Origin of the sequence: Bacillus sp. Root920, assembly GCF_001429445.1 — a bacterium.
In the GTDB taxonomy this organism is placed as follows: Bacteria; Bacillota; Bacilli; order Bacillales; family Bacillaceae; genus Bacillus; species Bacillus safensis.
Map to the genome: position 1 here is coordinate 96240 of NZ_LMJV01000010.1, position 19724 is coordinate 115963.

Below are 19724 nucleotides of genomic sequence, written 5' to 3' on the forward strand. Positions count from 1 at the left end.
TATAAAAAAGAAAAACACCTCAATGTATACGAACATGTTGAGGTGCTTTTCCATGATGCTTACTGTTTCATAAAGATTTATTTATACGTCACGAGGAAGTATTTCTTTTTCCCTCTTCTTAAAACAGTAAATTGGTTTTCAATTCGGTCGTCAGCGGAAAGAACATAATCTTTATCTGTTTGTCTTTCTCCGTTGATGGAGACAGCACCATTTGTGATATCTTCACGTGCTTGACGCTTTGATGGAGACAGCTTTGATTCCACAAGGATATCGACTAGTGTTAATTCTTCTGTGCTGCTCTTCTCCATTGATGGAACATCCTTAAAGCCTACTTTCACTTCTTCAGCTGTAAGAGATTTGATCTCACCTTTAAATAGCGCATTTGAGATGTTAACAGCCTGTTCTAGTGATTCACGGCCATGTACAAGTGTTGTCACTTCCTCTGCTAGACGGCGCTGCGCTTCACGCTTTTCAGGTGCTGTTTGCACTTTTTCTTCGTACGATGCAATCTCTTCTTTTGATAAGAACGTAAAGTATTTTAAGTATTTCACGACATCACGGTCATCTGTGTTAATCCAGAATTGGTAGAACTCGTATGGAGACGTTTTTTCTTTATCTAACCAGATGGCGCCGCCTTCTGTTTTACCAAACTTTGTGCCGTCTGCTTTTGTGACAAGCGGCATCGTCAGACCAAATGCTTTTGCCCCTTCTGCTTCAGACTTACGGATCAGCTCAAGTCCAGATGTGATATTTCCCCACTGGTCACTTCCGCCGATTTGCAGCTTACAATTTTCATTTCTGTAAAGATTTAAGAAGTCTAAAGACTGAAGGATAACGTAGCTGAATTCTGTGTAAGAAATCCCTGTTTCGATACGTGAGCTCACGATATCTTTTGCCAGCATGAAGTTTACACCAAAGTTCTTTCCAACATCACGAAGGAACGTGATGACATTCATTTGGCTGATCCAGTCGTAGTTATTCACGATAACGGCTGGATTCTCCCCTGCTTCAAAATCAAGAAATTGAGACAGCTGTCCTTTGATTTTTTCTGACCACTGTTCGACGATTTCTGCTGGGTTGAGTGAACGTTCTGCTTTTTTGAAGCTAGGGTCGCCGATTAGTCCAGTTGCGCCGCCAACAAGAGCAATCGGATGATGACCTGCTTCTTGGAATCTGCGTAATGTTAAAATTGGCAATAGATGACCAATGTGTAAGCTGTCAGCTGTCGGATCAAAGCCGGAGTATAGTTTGATTTTTTCTTCTGCTAATAATTTTGTTAAACCTTCTTCATCTGTTTGCTGCTGAATTAATCCTCTGAACGATAGCTCTTCCATCAATTGACTCATTTCCAAATCTCCTTTTTTTACAATTCAACAAAAAAACGCCCCTTCGAATGAACGAAGGGACGATATATATCGCGGTACCACCCTGCTTAAAAGACAAAAAATCTCGTCTTTTCACTTACACTGATAACGGACAGATCCGTTCTTTCACTAATCAGGGCATGCTCCTTTTCGTAAAAGCGGTTCGTGAGGGTAATTCGAATATCTCTTTGTACTGACTCGCACCAGCCGTCAGCTCTCTTCAACAGGGAAAGATCATTCTACTGAATCTCAGTCAAAACCTTTTCATATTCAACTAATGTCATTTTTAACACACTTTTGATATCAAGTCAACTGATGAAAAAATTTAATCTTCCATTGTCGAAAGGTCGCCAGCAGGTAAATTCAGCTCCCACGCCTTTAGCACACGTCTCATAATTTTTCCGCTTCTCGTTTTCGGCAGTTTGTCTTTGAACTCAATTTCTCGAGGTGCCGCATGTGCTGCGAGTCCTTTTTTCACAAATGTACGAATCTCTTCTTTCAGCTCATCTGTCGGCTCATATCCGCTTCTAAGCGCTATAAATGCTTTAATAATTTCACCGCGGACCGGATCTGGCTTTCCAATGACACCAGCCTCCGCAATAGCTGGATGTTCGACCAGTTTACTTTCCACCTCAAATGGACCGACCCGCTCTCCTGACGTCATGATGACATCATCGACACGTCCCTGGAACCAAAAGTATCCGTCTTCGTCCATATAAGCTGAATCTCCTGAAACATACCAATCTCCCGGCATAAAGTAAGATTCATATTTTTCAGGATTGTTCCAGATCGTATGCATCATAGAAGGCCAGCCTTTTTTAATCGCAAGGTTGCCCATCCGGTATGGCGGAAGTTCATTTCCTGCATTATCAACAATCGCCGCTTCTACGCCTGGAATCGGTTTTCCCATCGAGCCTGGCTTGATGTCCATGCATGGATAATTACAAATCAGCTGTGCACCCGTTTCTGTCATCCACCAAGTGTCGTGAATTCTCTTGCCAAAAACAGCATCTCCCCAGCGGATGACTTCTGGATTAAGTGGCTCTCCCACACTTAAAACATGGCGGAGCGAGCTGAGGTCATATTTTTGAATGAGATCATCCCCTGCCCCCATGAGCATTCTAAAGGCGGTCGGGGCACTGTACCAAACAGTTACACCGAGTGATTCAATGGTTTCATACCACGTATCAGGATTAAACCGGCCGCCTAAAATCACATTCGTCGCCCCATTTAACCACGGTGAAAAAATACCGTACACTGTGCCTGTAACCCAGCCTGGATCAGCTGTACACCAGTAAACGTCATCCTCTTTCAAGTCAAGCACCCATTTACCAGTCTGGCCTTGCTGGACCATTGCACCATGGACATGAAGCACACCTTTTGGCGTACCAGTAGATCCTGATGTGTAATGAAGCAGGAAGCCGTCTTTTTCATCCATCCATTCAATCTCAAGCTCCTTTGCTGCCTCCTCAAACGCCTTTTCATAGTGAATTGTCCGCACACCATCGACGTCTTCGTTTTCACCGCCGACAATGACGACAGATTCAAGCTTCGGAAGCTCTGCAAATGGAATTCGCTCAAGCAGATCAGGTGTTGTCACGATCACCTTTGCCTCGCTATTCTCTAAACGGTCTTTGACAGCACCTTCCATAAATGCCTCAAATAACGGGCCAACGATCGCTCCAATTTTAACTGCACCAAGCAGAAGAAAATAGAGCTCAGGTGATCTTGGCATAAAGATAAACACGCGATCCCCTTTTTCTACATGTGCCTTTTCTCTGAATAGATTTCCCGCTTTATTTGTGTTGATTTTCATATCCCTGAACGTATACTTTTCATCCCGCTGTGAATCTTTGTAGTGAAGCGCCACCTTGTTCTGACGAAACGAGTCCGCATGTCTGTCAATCGCTTCATAGGCTGCATTTATTTTTCCTGTTTCATACCAGGAGAAGTTTTTTCTAGCTTCCTCCCATGAAAAATCTTTGTATGCCTGCTCATAATCATTTAAATGATAATCCCCTTTTACTGATGGTAGCGTTTCCAATTTCATCAAACAGTCCCCCTTTGCATACGTTTACAATGACCATTATAGTATAGATGACTTTTTTTCTCAATTTTTAAAAAACTTCTGATGAAACCGTTTTAAATCTTGCAAGATTTAAGATAGAATAGAGACGACTCACTAGAATTAGGGGCGGTGGATACGTGGAGCATCCTAAAACTTATTATTCAAAAACCATTGAGCGAGAAACAGGTTCCATCCTGATTGAAGGACCGGTACCTGCATCAGAGCTTGCGAACTATACGTTTCATGAAGGACTAACGGCATTTCGCACGCCTGAGGAACAGAAACAAGCACTTGTTGAAATAGCAGATCTTCCAGAAGGACGTATTATCATTGCAAGAGCGAATGAGCTTGTCGTAGGCTATGTCACGTATTTGTATCCTGATCCACTTGAGCGCTGGTCAGAGGGCAAAATGGATAATTTAATTGAGCTTGGCGCGATTGAGGTCGCACCTCCATTTAGAGGATGCTCACTTGGCAAGCATTTGCTTGATGTGAGCATGATGGATGAGCAAATGGAGAATTACATCATCATTACAACTGAATATTACTGGCATTGGGATTTAAAGGGGACAAAGAAAAACGTTTGGGAGTACCGCAAAATGATGGAGAAAATGATGAACGCAGGCGGTCTTGTCTGGTTTGCAACAGACGAGCCAGAGATTAGCTCACATCCAGCCAATTGTTTAATGGCCAGAATTGGGAAACATGTGAGTCCTGATTCGATCGAGCGTTTCGATCGTCTTCGCTTCCATCAGCGCTTTATGTATTAACGTTCAATTCGTTTTTTTGGCAAAGGGGATTGGTAAACAATGATGATTGAACAAATTATGGAGCGTGATGTGATCACGCTGCGAAAAACCGATACGATTGAAGAGGCCATTCAAAAAATGAGTGCACACCACATCCGGCATATTCCGATCGTATCTGATCAAGGCTCTGTCATTGGGATGGTGACAGATCGGGATATTAAAAATGCCAGTCCAAGTATTTTTGAAACAGAGAAAAGGAAGCTCTTTATTCAGCGGCCGGTAGAAGAAATCATGGTATTAGAGACGATCACGGCTCACCCGCTTGATTTCGTTGAGGAGATATCAAGTGTCTTTTTTGAGCACGGAATTGGCTGTCTTCCAGTGGTGAGACGCGGCAAGCTTGTAGGCATTATCACAAAAACAGATCTGCTTCGTACGTTTGTAAGACTGACAGGTGCAGATCAGCCTGGGTCGCACTTAGAGGTTGAAGTCGAGCAGATGACAGAAGGCCTCGCAGACATTACGGCCATTTTAAAGGAGCAGCATATTCAATTGCTGAGTGTGCTTGTGTACCCGCATGCCAATGAGGCATCTAAAGTGCTCGTATTCCGCCTTCAAACCATTCATGCAGATCATGTGACAAAGCTGATTCGCGCAAAAGGCTATAAAGTGCTCTGGCCTATGGAGCAGACGATCAAATGAAGGAAGCGACCTTTGTTTTTTCACCATCTTTTCAAACGTACCAATTTAACCAAGATCATCCCTTCAATCAGCTTCGGGTCTACTTAACTTATGATCTTCTTCAAAAAATGAAGGCGTTAACAGAGGATGAAATCGTTGCACCACGTATGGCTACTCTGGAGGAATTAAAGCTCGTCCATACAGCAGATTATATCCAGGCTGTGCAGCGGGCAAGTGAAGGAAAACTGTCTACAGCAGAGGGTGAACGCTACGGTCTTGGCACTGAAGATACACCGATGTTCGCAGGCATGCATGAGGCGGCATCTCTCCTTGTTGGCGGAACATTAACAGCGGTTGATCAAGTGATGCTCGGTCATTCGCAGCATGCCCTCAATCTTGGAGGCGGGCTTCACCACGGATTCAAAGGGCGTGCATCTGGCTTTTGTATTTATAATGACAGCTCTGTGGCGATTCAATATATTCAAAAGACTTATGGCGCTAGAATTTTATATATTGATACGGATGCTCATCACGGCGATGGTGTCCAGTTCAGCTTCTATGACGACCCAGAGGTATGCACAGTCTCCATTCATGAAACGGGACGCTACTTGTTCCCTGGAACCGGACAAGTACAGGAAAGAGGCCACGATAAAGGCTATGGCTACGCCTATAATATTCCGCTAGATGCATTTACGGAAGATGAATCGTTCCTCGAAGCATACCGAACAGCAGTGACTGAAATTGCTGCTTTTTTTAAACCAGATGTGATTTTGACGCAAAACGGGGCAGATGCACACTACTATGATCCGTTAACTCATTTATCTGCCACAATGAAAATATATGAAGAAATTCCTAGACTTGCCCATGAGCTTGCTCATCAATATTGTGACGGCAAGTGGATCGCTGTTGGCGGAGGGGGATATGATATTTGGCGCGTCGTTCCAAGAGCGTGGAGCCGCATTTGGCTTGAGATGAAAGGCATTACACCGCCAGATGAGCTCCCTCAGGACTGGATTCAGGCATGGAATAAGCAATCGCCTGTTACCCTTCCATCCACGTGGAGAGACCCTGACGATTTATATCCACCGATCCCAAGAAAAGCAGAAATCACAGAAAAAAATGCTCAAACAGTAGAAAAAGCACTCATGCCTGTTAGAAGAGAAAAGAAACAGGCATAAGAAAAGCAGGCTTTCCCTCATAAGGTGAGCCTGCTTTTTTGTTTTATTTTGTTGATTGTCTTTCTTCAATTCTGTGCGGAAGCTCAACAATTTGATCGTCCACTTGTTCTTTGTTCATCAGTTTTGTGAGCAGTCTCATGGCAACAGCACCAATATCATATGTTGGCTGAACAACTGTTGTCAGCTGAGGACGCACCATGAGAGAAAGTCTTGTATTATCAAAGCCAATCACTTCTAAATCTTCAGGAATGGAGACCCCTCTGTCTTGTGCTCCGTGAATGACACCTAGTGCCATTTCATCTGTAGCTGCGATAACAGCTGTCGGTTTGTCAGACTGCTCAAGCAGATGAGCAAGTGCTTCAATTCCAGAGTCATAAGAGTAATCGCCTTCAGCGACAAGTGCATCGTCAAACGCGATACCCGCTTCTTCAAGCGCACGCTTATAACCTGCTAGCTTTCTCACGGAATTAATTGGTTCTGACATCGGACCAGAAACAAACGCAATTCGTTTATGTCCTTTTTCAACTAACAGCTGAACGGAATCATAAATCGCCTGCTCATAGTTGATGTTAACAGATGGTGTTTGAGCCTGTTCTTCAACAGATGCTGCAAGCACAATCGGTACAGGAGAGCGCTTAAATTCTTCCACATGCACATCTGTGATGTTTCCGCCCATAAAGACAATTCCGTCTACTTGTTTGCCAAGCATCGTATTTAACAAATGAAGCTCTTTATCCGTATTTTGATCTGAGTTGCTTAAAATGATGTTGTATTTATACATCGTGGCGATATCTTCAATACCGCGTGCTAATTCCGAATAGAAGATACTAGAAATATCAGGGATGATGACCCCAACTGTCGTTGTTTTTTTACTTGCAAGGCCTCGTGCCACTGCATTCGGACGATAGCCAAGGCGATCAATCGCTTCAAGCACCTTTTTTCTTGTTGTTGGTTTTACGTTTGGATTACCATTTACTACGCGTGATACCGTTGCCATACTTACATTTGCTTCTCTTGCTACATCATATATTGTAACATTATTCACATAAATCACTCCTTCAAATACACTTCATATCTATAGCATTCACCAATTGGATAGAGACATGTCAGATACGAGGAAAATAATATCCTATTTGTCATTAAAACGATGAAAAGAGACACATAATTTTTCAATCTACATCAAAATGACATTCTTTTATGAAATTATACACGTTTTTTTGTCATATGAAAACGTTCCCTTTCTTTTTATAACTAAATTAAACAAACTTTAATCGGCTTGTTACCTGTAATTTGAATCATATTTCATAAAAAATCATCGAGAACGCCAGCTATGACAATGATCTTAGCAGATTCTATCGAATTTTAAAAATGAAAACATTGTGAACAAGCACTTTTTGGGCTTGCAATGTGCTTTCTTCCTTTCATTCCCAAACCTCATGGTATTTTTTCCATAAAAAAACCGCCGGGCAGTCATCCGGCGGCTATTTCTATCTATGATTACGCGTGAATGTTGACAAGTGGTCTTAACGCATCTAACCATTTTTCGAATTGTGGAATGTCCATTTGCTGCGCTGAATCAGATAGAGCAACAGATGGATCTGGATGTACTTCTGCCATGACACCGTCTGCTCCAATTGCAAGAGCTGCTTTTGCTGTTGGAAGGAGAAGATCTCTACGTCCAGTTGAATGCGTCACATCAACGAAGACTGGTAAATGTGTCTCTTGTTTCAAGATTGGCACTGCCGAAATATCTAGTGTATTTCTTGTCGCTGTTTCGTATGTGCGGATACCGCGCTCGCAAAGGATGATTTGATCATTTCCTTGGGCGATGATGTATTCAGCTGCATTGATGAATTCTGAAATGGTCGCTGCAAGACCGCGTTTTAAAAGAACTGGTTTCTTCACGGAACCGGCTTCTTTTAACAGTTCGAAGTTTTGCATGTTACGTGCCCCAATTTGGATGACATCGATATGCTCAATCGCTTCTTCAATATGAGCAGGATTGACAATTTCACTAATGACAGCAAGACCGTATTCATCCGCTACACGCTTTAGAATCTTTAGACCATCTACACCAAGTCCTTGGAAGTCGTATGGACTTGTGCGAGGTTTAAATGCGCCACCGCGAAGTAGTTTTAATCCCTGCTGTTTCGCTGCTGCCGCTACTTCTGCGACTTGCTCGTAGCTTTCAACGGCACATGGTCCAACGATGAAACGCTGCTTTCCATCACCGATCGCTTCCCCATTGATGTTCACGATTGTGTTTTCTGGTTTTTTCTTACGAGAAACAAGAAGTGCTTTGCTGTGGTCATCTTCTTGAAGCTCTAGACCTGCTTTGAAAATCTCTTTGAAAATATGTTGAATCGTTGAGTTTTCAAATGGCCCATCATTTTCTTCAAGAATTTGGTTCAGCATTGTGCGCTCTCTGACAGGATCATAACGGTTGACACCTTGCGCTTCTTTTGCTTTTCCAATTTCTTTGACAATGTTTCCTCTGTCATTGATCAGTTTTAGAATTTGAAGATTTAGTTCATCTGCTTGCTGCCTCAATTTTTCTAGTTCATTGTTGCTCATTTTTGTCATCCTTTCCTCTGCCTGCTCTCGCTTTTTATTTTTTCATTCTTGCATGATAGGGTTTATTATAAACAAAGATTTCGGAATTGTCACGAAAATTTTCTTTATTACCCAAACGCTTTTAAGCGATAAAGTATTGTATGTAAGATTATAGCATACTTTTCGTTCAAGTAAACCTTTTTTATAAAAAAAACGTCAGCCGCTGCTGACGTTTCTTTCTTTTACAGATTATGTTCAAGCACTTCTTTTGTAATGCTTGAGTGAGAAGCATGCCATTTTACTTTTCCACCGCTAAAAACGAGTGCCTGCGGACTTTCGTGCTTTACACCCGATTTTTCAGCCACGTAGGATGAAAGCTCTCTCGTGTTTTGAATTTGCAAGAAATACGTTGGCACGTCTTCATGTGCAGACGCAAATGCTTCAAACTCTTGAAAAGCCGCTTGGCTGATCGGACATGTCAAACTGTGCTTAAAAAAGACAAAGGTCCCATCTTGATTCGTTAGTTGATCAAACTGTTCTTCTGTTTCAATGAGTTGTTTTGACATGATGTTCTCCTTCTTCACTTCGAGCAGTGAGAGTTAGCCTTTAGTAGATTGTTCTACTTTTTCTTTGACATCTTTGATGCCGTCTTCAATTTCTGATTTTGCTTCTTGTGCTCTTACTTTTGCTTCATCTGCTACATCAGATGCTTCGCTTGCCAAATCCGCTGCCGCATCTTCTGCTTCATTTTTCACGTGATTAGCTTTTCCAGCCGCACGCTCTTTTATGTCTTTCACTTTGTCTAAAATCTGGTTTGACTGCTCTGCTACAAGCTGAGACAATTCAGACGTTTTATCTTTCGCAATCGTCACATATTCAGTGCCTCTTTCTTTTGCATCTGTTGTGAGCCGGTCTGTTTTTTCTTTTAACGCATTCGCTTGGGTGTTCAAATCATCGCGAAGCTCTTTTCCTGACTTCGGTGCTAAAAATAATGCTGTTGTTGCACCAACAATTCCACCAATAAGTGTTCCGATCAAAAAGTCTTTGCTATTGATTCCGTCTTTGCTCATGATTATTCCTCCTATGCGAATATGGTTTATTTTTGGTGTTTACGCTGTTTCCATTTTTTATAAATTTCAAGTGCTGCGTTACTCCAGCTTACCACATCCGTCACTTTTTCTTGATTTCTTTCAACGGATGAAGAAACCGCACCAGCTGCCTGCTTTATGCTTGTATTAAATTGGTTGATCGAGCCGCCAATTCCCTGCACCGCATCCACAACTGTGTTAAGTTTTGCTGATTTGTCTTGAATATCTTCAGCAAGCTGATTCGTCTTATGTAGCAACTGTGCTGTCTCTGTGGTGATGCCTTGCATCTGACCTTCAAGACCTTCTAAAGTTGATGCAACATTCTTTAATGTCAGCTGTAAGGATTTTAATGTTTTGGACAAATAGATGACAAGAATGAGGAAAGCAATTGCGATCAGTGCAACGCTTAGATATAGAATAATAATCATCTGATACCTCCTTTGCTGCGGGCATATTCAATTCATTACCCTCTCGTTGTATCATTCAAACATCGCCTAGAATGACCGATTGAATAATAATTCTACACTTATTCGCTAATTCCTGTCCACAGCGAACGAAAAAAAGCGCCACATGTTGACACATTTAGCCCTTTTGTCACATTTTATTCAAAATAAAAAAAGTGCCGTGTGAAACGGCACTTTTTTAAAGCATTTATACAGCGACTTTTTCATAAGCACGCAAATACTTCTGAATGTCTCCTGCTCCCATAAAGATCAGAATCGCATCTTCGTGCGTTTTCAGCACAGATGTATCTTCTTCCTCAATCAATTGGGCCTGCGGGATTTTTTCTCGTAAATCTTCAATGCTCAGCTTCCCAATGTTTTCACGGGCTGAACCGAAAATATCACAAAGGTAGACATAGTCGGCTTTCTTTAGACTGTCAGCAAATTCACTTAAGAATTGCTGTGTACGTGTGAACGTATGCGGCTGGAAGACAGCCACAATATCACGGTCCGGATATTTTTGGCGAGCTGCTTCAATCGTGACTTCAATTTCAGTTGGATGATGTGCATAATCGTCAATTAAGACCTGCTCACCGACCACTTTTTCATTAAAGCGTCGTTTCACACCGCCAAATGTCGTTAATGCGCCTTTGATAAGCTCTACATCAATGGACTCATAGTGACATAATGCAATGACAGCTAACGAGTTGAGGACATTATGATTTCCGTAGGCAGGAATGTAGAAGGTATCATAAAACGTATTGCGTACAAATACATCAAATGTGGTACCTTCCGTATTTTTCACAACATTGCGTGCTTGGAAATCATTTTCTTCGTTGAACCCGTAGTACACAACAGGTACCTTCGCTTGAATCTTTGGCAGATGCTCATCATCACCGCAGGCAATAATGGCTTTTTTCACTTGAAGCGCCATGTTTTGAAACGCATCAAACACGTCATCAATATCCGAGAAATAATCAGGGTGATCAAAATCAATATTGGTCATGATCGCATAATCTGGATGATAGCTGAGGAAGTGTCTGCGGTATTCGCATGCTTCAAAGACAAAATACTCGCTGTTTTCTTTCCCCATTCCAGATCCATCACCGATTAAGTACGAAGTAGGTTTGGCTGCCTGCATGACGTGAGCAAGCAGTCCTGTTGTCGATGTTTTGCCATGAGCACCAGTAATCGCAACGTTTGTGAATGAATCCATGTATTCTCCAAGGAATTTATGGTAACGAATGACAGGAATCCCTTCAGAAAGGGCACGTTCAATCTCAGGGTGTGTATCAGGGAATGCATTTCCTGCGATGACCGTCATCCCTGGCTGAATATTATCTGGGTCAAATGGTAGAATTTTAATATTTCGTTCTTCTAATGCTTTTTGTGTAAAGATATGTTTTTCGATATCCGATCCTTGGACAGTATACCCAGTATCATGAAGAATTTGGGCCAGTGGACTCATACCTGTCCCTTTTATTCCAACAAAATGATAAACAGTCATAATTGTACCTCCAACAAACGTCTATCTGACTTACAGTATATGACGCTCATTTCAATTTGCAACTTGTGATTTTTGCCTCTAGCTGATCACAGATCGCAGCTCCAAATAAAGATTTTTTCCGATCTTCCTATTCTAATCAATATTAACTATGATTAGTATCCGACAACTTTCCCATTTCTAACACCTGTTTCCGCTTATTTTACATAAAAAAGCGTTCTGGCAGACATGCGAAAAGCGTCCAATTACAAAATTGCACCTATGTGCTATCATACCATGTTTATGAAAAAAATGAAGTGGTTTGTTTAGATCAACTGTTCTAAGTCACTCAGTGTCATGAGCACTTCTCTTGGCTTACTGCCTTTCGCACCAGAGATCATGCCCTCGCGCTCCATCATGTCAATCAATCTGGCTGCACGGTTGTAGCCAATCCTAAATCTTCGCTGCAAACTTGATGTACTAGCGCTATTCTGCTCGATGGCAAAACGGCAGGCATCCATAAACAATTCATCTTCGTCTGTAATCGCAGAGCCTTGCAGCATTAGTTCCTCTTGTTCAAAAAGGAACACTGGCTTACGCTGCTTTCTCACATGTGCCACCACTTGATCAATCTCACGGTCTGATACAAAGTTCCCTTGCAGCCTTGTCGGCTTGCCGGAGCCATTTTCTAAGAAGAGCATGTCTCCTTTTCCGAGAAGCTTTTCTGCACCTGCCATGTCAATGATCGTTCTTGAATCCACCTGACTTGAAACAGAAAACGCAATTCTTGTTGGGATATTGGCTTTAATGAGACCTGTAATGACATCAACAGAAGGTCTTTGTGTCGCAATCAATAAGTGAATGCCGCATGCTCTTGCTTTCTGTGCAATTCGGCAGATGCTTTCTTCGACTTCATTTGGTGCGACCATCATTAAATCAGCCAGCTCATCAATCACCACGACGAGATAAGGCAGTTTTTCACCCATTTGTTTTTCTTTCACAAGCTCATTGAATCGTTTAATTTCTCTCACGCCAGAATGTGCAAATAGTTCATAGCGTCTTTCCATTTCATCCACTACCCATTTCAGAGCAGCTGTTGCTGTCTTGGCATCGGTAATGACGGGACTCACAAGATGCGGAATGTGATTATACGGCGCTAATTCAACCATTTTAGGGTCAATTAAGAGCATTTTCACTTCATCTGGTGATGCTTTAAACATTAAGCTCACTAAAATCGTATTAATGCAGACGCTTTTTCCTGAACCAGTGGCTCCGGCAATTAAGCCATGCGGCATTTTTTGCAGATCAACCACGACAGGCTGGCCTGAAATATCTAATCCGAGTGCCGCTGTTAAAGGAGATGGATTGTCTCTAAACGCACTGCTTCTGATCATTTCTCTTAAGAACACCATTTTACTGTGCAGATTTGGCACTTCGATCCCGATTGTGTTCTTTCCTGGAATCGGGGCTTCAATTCGAATATCCTTTGCGGACAAACTAAGTTTAATATCATCTGACAGGTTCGTGATTTTGTTCACTTTGACACCTGGTTCTGGATGTACTTCAAACCTTGTCACAGAAGGACCCTGTGTGACATGAACCACACTTGCTCTTACATTGAAATTTTTAAGTGTCGCATTGAGCAGCTCAGCCCGCTCTTTCACCCAAGTCCCGTCCTCTTCTTTTTGAGCTGGCGGTACGTCTAAAAGGGCGAGACTTGGAAAAACATACCCTTGTGTATCGGCTGCTTTCTTTTGCCCTTGCACGCGCTGGTCGCTTTTTAACATCATGACATTAAACGGAACCGTAGAGGTTTGCCCGCTTGTGCGTTGTGGCTGCGGAGATGTCTGTTTTGGTTCTTCTTTCTTGACTTCCTGCGTTTGTTCTTGCTGCTCTATAACCGTTTCTGCCGGTTCAGATGCAGTTTGTTCCTCTCTTACTTGTTCTACTGGCACCGCTTGATCTTCTTCAATTTCAGCTTCTTGAACCAGCTGTACTTCCTGCAGGTCATGTTTGACTGGCTCAGCTTCTTCAAATGCTGCCGCTGGCGCTTCTTCTTGGTTGTCTTCTATTGGATCAGCTTCTACTTCTTCCACCGGTTCTGCTGAAATGTTTTCTGTTAACGCCGCTTCTTCTGCTGGAATGTCTACTTCCATTTCAATCGCTGGCTGCGAAGGTTCCGGTGTTTCGAAGGTCAACATCTCTATTTCCTCAGTATGCTCTTCAAACTGATGGACAGGCTCGTCCTTTATTTCTTCTTCATCACTGGAAACAGTCTGTTCCGGCTCAGACTCTGCCGGCTGCTTCTGATAGACTTCGGCTTGCTGCTTATGTAAATCAGCTTCATGATGATCTTCTGGCTCGATGAAAGGCTCGTCAGTTAAACGTTCCATCGTCGATTGAACATGATCTTGATAAGCGAGTTCCTCTTGCAATGTATGCGGGGTTACTGCTGGCTCCTTATCTGCTCTCTCTTCTGCTGACGCTGAAACCATTTCCTCGATACGTTTTTCTTTCTGTATTGACGGGATGTTCATTTGCTGTCTGACATTCCGTTCACGCTCTGCCTCTTCTGATAACAGTGTGACACGCTGCGCCGTTTCTTCTGCTGCTTTCCTTTGAACTGAAGCTGTTTCTTCTTTTGCATCTGCCCGTTTTGGACGCATATCCTGATGATAGCCATAGATCGGTGATGGAATTTGTTCTGGCTTGAATGGCTTTTTATTCATATCAGGCTGAAGCGTTTGTTTAGGCTGATAGGTTGTCTGTCTGGTCTTTGACTGGCTTGGTTTGGCGCGTCTTCTCTCCGGCTTCACTCCATCGCGCTGAGGTTCATCTGGAACGAGCGGAAAGCGAAAGTTCCCTTTCGGATATTCATAATACACTTTCGTATCTTCGATTTTTTTATATTCTTTATGCGGTTCAAAAGCTGGCTGCTTTGGTGCAGCTAGATCTTCTTCAGGTCTTGCAGCTTTTTCTTCTTTCTTTTCTTCTCCTAAAAATACACTAAAAAATTTATCTAACCAACTCATCATTTATCACTCACTTTAACTCCCCTTACGTTTTCTTGGGCGATTTTTAGTATACCATTGCTTTTTCATGCAGAAAAGCGAGAAAAGTGCCGCTTTTTGCTGTTCATGCTGTCTGTAGATGAAAAAAAGTCACTAAGTACGTACTTAGTGACTTTTGGTATAACACATTCTTCGCTCCTATGTGCCCGTTTATGGGAGGTTACGCTTTAAAGGGTTCGCCAGCTTGATGGCTTCCATCTAAAACAAGAATCCCTTTTTCAGCAGGTGCGTCTGGAAGATCTAACTCTTTCGCTGAACAGATCATGCCGCTTGATGGAACGCCTCTAAGCTCAGCATCTTTGATGACCATACCGCTTGGCATCACTGCACCGACCTTCGCTACCACGACATATTGGCCTTGGTCAACGTTTGGTGCACCGCACACGATTTGTAAGGTTTCATCGCCCACATCAACTTGGCAAATGTTTAATTTATCTGCGTTCGGATGCTTTTCTTTTTCCTTCACATAGCCGACAACAAATTTTGGTGATAGATCCACAGTCAACGTTTCACTGACACCGTTGCGGTTTAAAATTTCATTGATATCTTGAACAATGGTTTCAGAAAGCGGGACAGATCCGTTTTCTTCAATTTTCATGTAAGTCGATGCATTGAAGATATTAAAGCCTGTTGTTTCTTTTGTTTCTTGATTGAAGATTCGTACAACATCTCCAAACGTTTCATGACCTACTTCTTCTCTCGTCACATCTTTCAATGAAATAAGGAGTGTGTCGCCTACACCTTCTGCATTATAAAAAACGTTCATTCTTCAAAATTCCCTTCTACTGCTGTTTTGGTCTGCTTTTTGCAAGTATAAAGATCGGTTCAAGCTTCCCCTCATCATATAAAAATGATAATGCGGTAATCGGAACCGTACCGCTGGCGAAGAAGCTCATCGACATCTGTCCTAAAATATCATAGCCTGAATCATTGCGAACATCAGCAATGATGAATACATCTTGATGGGGAACAGAAATCGCCATTTGTCCTTCTATTTTTTGCGCGTATTCTTGTAATAACGATTCATTTAAAAGTCTGCTGGCGTCATATCCGTCATTTGCACGGAAGAAATAAAACCGGTTGCCTGCCACTTCATCCATTTTCACTACAGTTTCTAGCGAACGGACGTTGAAGCTGGCGGTTTCTCTGATTCGCTCTTTTGTCCAGTTTTCCTTTTGAAGCATCTTTTCATCAATTAATCGATAGGTGCTTCCAAGATCAAGTGCATAGTAGATTCTCGTTTCTGCTGTATGCTCATCAAACACGAGGGGAATTCCATCACTTGATGCCTCAGGAAAGGAAGTGGAACGAATGACTGGATAGATCTGCTTTTCTTTTCCTGAAATGTGCTGCGCTTCGCCTTTCATCGCACTCAGCGCTTCTTTCACATAATAAACGATCTCATCGATGGTTTCATCAGGCTTTACTTCCCACTTTGCAATAATTGGCGGGAGCTCTAGTGTGATGCCTTTGCCTGTTTGTTTATCTTCAATACGAAGCGTATCTTTTTCCCGGTCAAACTGGTGTGACCAGCTGTCGTTCGTCAGACGGCTTTTGAGTTCATTCGCAAGCTGTCTTGATGTCATTTTTGCCATCGTTTTAGACTCTCCTTTCGTTATTTAGAAAGAGAATCTGTTAAAAATGCTTCAATCTCTTCCTTTGTCTTACGATCTTTGCTGACAAAGCGGTTAATCTCTTGTCCGTTTTTAAAGACTAAAAAGCTTGGAATGCCGTAAATTTCCCACTCTGCACAAGTGTCAATGAACTTGTCTCTATCAACATAGAAGTACTCAAATTCTGGGTAGTTTGCTTCAAGCTCTGGCAAGAATGGCTCAATAAATGTGCAGTCCGGGCACCAGTCAGCTGAAAATAGCAATACCGTTAAGTCTTCTTGAATCACTTTTTGTAATTCTTCGTTTGATTCAATTTTTTTCATGTTTCATTCCTCCAGTTTGTATGGTTAAATCTCCGAATTGTATATAGCCTTTCTTTCTCATCCATTCTGATACTACCAAACTAATCACTGCCGGGCCAACGATATGCAAGAGAGCTATCGCCAAAAACACAGATGGATGAAACCCCATGACGGTCAGGGTCATGAGCTGTCCAACAAGGCCACTCGTTCCCATTCCCGCTCCTGCCGCATTATTGACCATCCCAAAGCCAATAATACCAATTGGCGCGAGAATCAGACCAGCAATCGTCGGCGGAATCAGGATGAGGGGATTTTTCACAATGTTCGAAAGCTGCAATTTTGACGTTCCAATGCCGACAGCCGCAAGACCGCCAAAGCGATTTTCTCTAAAGCCTGCAGCAGCAAAGCCAACCATTTGAGCACAGCAGCCAATCGTTGCAGCACCAGCAGCGGTTCCGCTTAAGTCAAGCATAAGCGCAAGTGCAGCACTTGAGATCGGAGAACTGAGGGCAAGTCCAACAATGGTCGCTACCAGCATGCCCATGATCAGCGGGCTTTGGTCTGTCCCCCACATGATGAGCCTGCCGAGCCCTGTCATCATGGCTTCAATCCCAGGTCCGATGAAAGCAGCGGTGAAAAAGCCAGTGATAATGGTGACAAGCGGCGTTAAAATAATATCAATTCTTGTCTCACCACTGACCAGCTTGCCGAGTTCCACACCAATTAATGCTGCGGCAAAGCTTCCAGCAGGCCCCCCAAGCTCTGCTCCAGCGGCACCTGAGACAACACTTGCAAAAATGATTAATGGAGAAGCATTTAAGCGATAAGCAACTGCTACGCCAATTGCCGGTCCCATCAGACCCATAGCAAGCGTACCCATTTTCACAATGAGAGAAAGTGATAACAGACCGCCTGCTGTTTTTAAAATCAGACCTACCACTAATGTAGCAAATAGACCTAAAGCCATATAAGAAAGTGCATCAATGAAATACACCTTTGGCGAAAGGGAGATCCCCTTTCTTTTCAAATAAGTCATCAACGTCGTCTTCCTGCTTTCTCATAGGAAAGACGAAGAGGCCTGTCCTTCCCATTATATGTAGTATTCTTACGATGAAAAATAGTCTCTACCATGAATATCATAATCATATTTTTTTTGCTTTATCAAGCACTTCTTGTGTAACATGAAAAGAAACAGGACAAACCTTTACTAAGTTTGTACAAAAGGAGGAGATCGTTATGCAATTAACTGTCTATTTAGCTGGAGAAATTCATAGCCAGTGGCGTGATGAAATCAAGGAGAAAAGCCAATCTTTGAAGCTGCCAGTGACATTTGTCGGTCCAATGGAGAATCATGACCGCTCAGATAATATCGGTGAGGATATTTTAGGTGAGCAGCCGAATGCCATTTTCAAAGATGATGCAGCTTCTGATTTGAACAATTTTCGTACTGAAATTTTATTAAACAAAGCAGATGTCGTCATTGCACGCTTTGGTGAGAAATATAAACAGTGGAACACAGCCATGGATGCATCTGCTGCGATTGCAAAAGGGAAACCTCTTATTTTAATCCGTCCAAAAGAGCTGCACCATCCGTTAAAGGAACTCTCAAACAAAGCAAATATCACTGTGGAAACCGTAAACCAAGCGATCAAGGCGTTATCTTATGTGTTTGAACAGCAATAATAAAGAAGGCTGCTCTCATTGAAGAGGCAGCCTTTCAGATAGTTGACAAAGGGCTAAAATGATGTTTATTTTAGCCCTTTGTCTTCTTTTCAGCGTGATAGAAAACCTTTGCAGTCTAGGAAGGACGAGTACCGGAGCGGAATGCGAGGGTTTGTCTACACGCTGAAGCTGCTCTCATTGAAGAAGCAGCCTTTTTCTATTCTATTTATACTTGTTGATAAATAGAATCCACTGTACTTTGATCACAATTTTTGACAAGGCGGACAATTAACTCTTTAGCCGCTGCGTAATCATCCACATGCAAAACAGAATGACTTGTATGAATGTAGCGTGCGCAAACCCCAATGACGGCAGAAGGCACACCTTGGTTTGAAATATGAACACGTCCAGCGTCCGTACCACCCGGTGATACGAAATATTGATATGGAATGTTGTTTGTTTCAGCAGTATCAAGCACAAATTCTCTCATTCCGCGGTGCGTAATCATTGTCCGATCAAAAATACGAAGAAGTGCACCTTTTCCAAGCTGGCCGAACTGTGTTTTGTCACCTGTCACATCGTTTGCAGGACTCGCATCTAAAGCGAAGAAAAGATCTGGCTGAATCATATTCGCAGCTACCTCAGCCCCTCTAAGCCCTACTTCCTCTTGAACAGTTGCTCCTGAGTACAGCTGACATGAAAGTGTTTCGTCTTTTAATTCTTTTAATAATTCAATTGCAAGGCCGCAGCCATAGCGGTTATCCCAAGCCTTCGCTAAAATCTTTTTTGGATTCGCCATTGGCGTAAAAACCGTTGCAGGAACGATTTGCTGTCCTGGACGAACGCCAAGCTCTTTTGCCTCTTCTTCACTGTCTGCACCAATATCAATGAGCATATCTGACGGCTTCACAGGTTTGCTTTTTTGTTCTGGCGTCAGAAGGTGAGGAGGTGTACTAGAGACGACACCAGGAATTGGCCCGTGATCGGTATGGACGTCCACACGCTGCGCCAGCATGACTTGACTCCACCAGCCGCCAAGTGTTTGAAAACGAATCATCCCGTTTTTCGTAATCGATGAGACCATGAATCCGACTTCATCCATATGACCCGCTACCATAATTTTCGGTGCGTTTTCCTGCCCCTTGCGTACGCCAAACACTCCGCCAAGACGGTCTTGAATGAGTTCATCAGAATATTTCTCAAGTTCCTTTTTCATAAAAGCACGCACATGGTGCTCATTTCCTGGAGTTCCCTGTAATTCTGTTAACTTTCGGAAAAGTGACAATGTTTCTTCGTTCATTCTACAGTTTACCTCGTTTCTATGTAATGACCATATATATTCCTATAAAAATAACACTCACTTTATACTATAAGAATTCTTTCGGTTTTCCAAGTATCTCTCCAGAAATTTTGAATATGCTTTCAAGTATTCGGATTCCTTAACATCAATGGACAAGTTTTGTATAATG

At 42.6% G+C, this 19724-nt stretch carries 18 protein-coding genes and 1 other annotated feature; of the genes, 4 read left to right on the forward strand and 14 right to left on the reverse strand.

The genetic code is table 11. The annotated features are described in order from the left end of the window. Positions 1-77: 77 nt before the first annotated feature. Together tyrS and acsA are read right to left on the reverse strand one after the other, a co-directional pair. Positions 78-1346: a tyrosine--tRNA ligase gene (gene tyrS / locus ASE42_RS16560; protein ID WP_025092286.1), complete on the reverse strand. Its 1269-nt coding sequence runs from the start codon at positions 1344-1346 to the stop codon at positions 78-80. A 52-nt stretch (positions 1347-1398) separates the two neighbouring features. Continuing rightward, positions 1399-1630: a binding site (T-box leader), on the reverse strand. 59 nt (positions 1631-1689) lie between these two features. Further along, positions 1690-3414: an acetate--CoA ligase gene (gene acsA, locus ASE42_RS16565; RefSeq protein ID WP_024426174.1), complete on the reverse strand. Its 1725-nt coding sequence runs from the start codon at positions 3412-3414 to the stop codon at positions 1690-1692. A gap of 155 nt (positions 3415-3569) precedes the next feature. Here acsA and ASE42_RS16570 point away from each other — a divergent pair, with 155 nt between their 5' ends. Genes ASE42_RS16570 through ASE42_RS16580 form a run of 3 tightly spaced genes read left to right on the forward strand, consistent with a single transcriptional unit; the run spans position 3570 to position 6040 of the window. Beyond that, positions 3570-4202 (forward strand): GNAT family N-acetyltransferase, encoded by a 633-nt coding sequence (locus tag ASE42_RS16570; protein ID WP_024424848.1) that lies wholly within the window; start codon positions 3570-3572, stop codon positions 4200-4202. Positions 4203-4241: 39 nt separating this feature from the next. Further along, complete coding sequence (locus tag ASE42_RS16575; protein ID WP_024424849.1) at positions 4242-4883, forward strand: CBS and ACT domain-containing protein; 642 nt, start codon at positions 4242-4244, stop codon at positions 4881-4883. After that, entirely contained in the window at positions 4880-6040 is a 1161-nt protein-coding gene (locus tag ASE42_RS16580; protein WP_056768225.1) for an acetoin utilization protein AcuC, read from the forward strand. Before ASE42_RS16575 ends, ASE42_RS16580 begins: the two co-directional genes overlap by 4 nt. A 43-nt stretch (positions 6041-6083) precedes the next feature. Here ASE42_RS16580 and ccpA read toward each other — a convergent pair whose 3' ends face one another. The 11 genes from ccpA to ASE42_RS16635 all read right to left on the reverse strand — a co-directional run bounded on the left by ccpA (position 6084) and on the right by ASE42_RS16635 (position 17629). Continuing rightward, entirely contained in the window at positions 6084-7085 is a 1002-nt protein-coding gene (gene ccpA / locus ASE42_RS16585; RefSeq protein WP_024424851.1) for a catabolite control protein A, read from the reverse strand. A 452-nt stretch (positions 7086-7537) separates the two neighbouring features. Continuing rightward, positions 7538-8614: a bifunctional 3-deoxy-7-phosphoheptulonate synthase/chorismate mutase gene (locus tag ASE42_RS16590; protein ID WP_056768228.1), complete on the reverse strand. Its 1077-nt coding sequence runs from the start codon at positions 8612-8614 to the stop codon at positions 7538-7540. 221 nt (positions 8615-8835) lie between these two features. Further along, a complete protein-coding gene (gene ytxJ / locus ASE42_RS16595) occupies positions 8836-9159 on the reverse strand; it encodes a bacillithiol system redox-active protein YtxJ (RefSeq protein ID WP_056768231.1) in 324 nt (107 codons plus the stop codon). A 33-nt stretch (positions 9160-9192) separates the two neighbouring features. After that, entirely contained in the window at positions 9193-9663 is a 471-nt protein-coding gene (locus ASE42_RS16600) for a YtxH domain-containing protein (protein ID WP_041107287.1), read from the reverse strand. Positions 9664-9689: 26 nt separating this feature from the next. Next, the gene (locus tag ASE42_RS16605; RefSeq protein ID WP_024424855.1) at positions 9690-10109 is read right to left on the reverse strand and encodes a DUF948 domain-containing protein; all 420 of its coding nucleotides are present in this window, start codon (positions 10107-10109) and stop codon (positions 9690-9692) included. Between the two features lie 223 nt (positions 10110-10332). Further along, entirely contained in the window at positions 10333-11631 is a 1299-nt protein-coding gene (gene murC, locus ASE42_RS16610) for a UDP-N-acetylmuramate--L-alanine ligase (protein ID WP_025092288.1), read from the reverse strand. Between the two features lie 302 nt (positions 11632-11933). Next, a complete protein-coding gene (locus ASE42_RS16615; RefSeq protein WP_082580798.1) occupies positions 11934-14642 on the reverse strand; it encodes a DNA translocase FtsK in 2709 nt (902 codons plus the stop codon). A 196-nt stretch (positions 14643-14838) separates the two neighbouring features. Next, entirely contained in the window at positions 14839-15444 is a 606-nt protein-coding gene (gene ytpR / locus ASE42_RS16620; RefSeq protein WP_024424858.1) for a YtpR family tRNA-binding protein, read from the reverse strand. 16 nt (positions 15445-15460) lie between these two features. Then, entirely contained in the window at positions 15461-16273 is an 813-nt protein-coding gene (locus ASE42_RS16625; protein WP_024426180.1) for a DUF1444 domain-containing protein, read from the reverse strand. Positions 16274-16293: 20 nt separating this feature from the next. Next, positions 16294-16614, reverse strand: coding sequence for a thioredoxin family protein (locus tag ASE42_RS16630; protein ID WP_024424860.1), 321 nt, complete (start codon positions 16612-16614; stop codon positions 16294-16296). Then, entirely contained in the window at positions 16601-17629 is a 1029-nt protein-coding gene (locus ASE42_RS16635) for a PTS transporter subunit IIC (RefSeq protein ID WP_024426181.1), read from the reverse strand. The genes ASE42_RS16630 and ASE42_RS16635 overlap by 14 nt, the downstream gene beginning before the upstream one ends. Before the next feature lie 200 nt (positions 17630-17829). Between ASE42_RS16635 and ASE42_RS16640 the strand changes: the two genes are divergently transcribed. Then, a complete protein-coding gene (locus ASE42_RS16640) occupies positions 17830-18276 on the forward strand; it encodes a YtoQ family protein (RefSeq protein WP_024426182.1) in 447 nt (148 codons plus the stop codon). A gap of 205 nt (positions 18277-18481) precedes the next feature. Here the strand turns inward: ASE42_RS16640 and ASE42_RS16645 are convergent, their stop codons facing one another. Then, positions 18482-19555 carry a M42 family metallopeptidase gene (locus tag ASE42_RS16645; RefSeq protein ID WP_056768234.1) on the reverse strand — a complete coding sequence of 358 codons (1074 nt, stop codon included), beginning with the start codon at positions 19553-19555 and terminating at the stop codon, positions 18482-18484. Positions 19556-19724 lie beyond the last annotated feature (169 nt).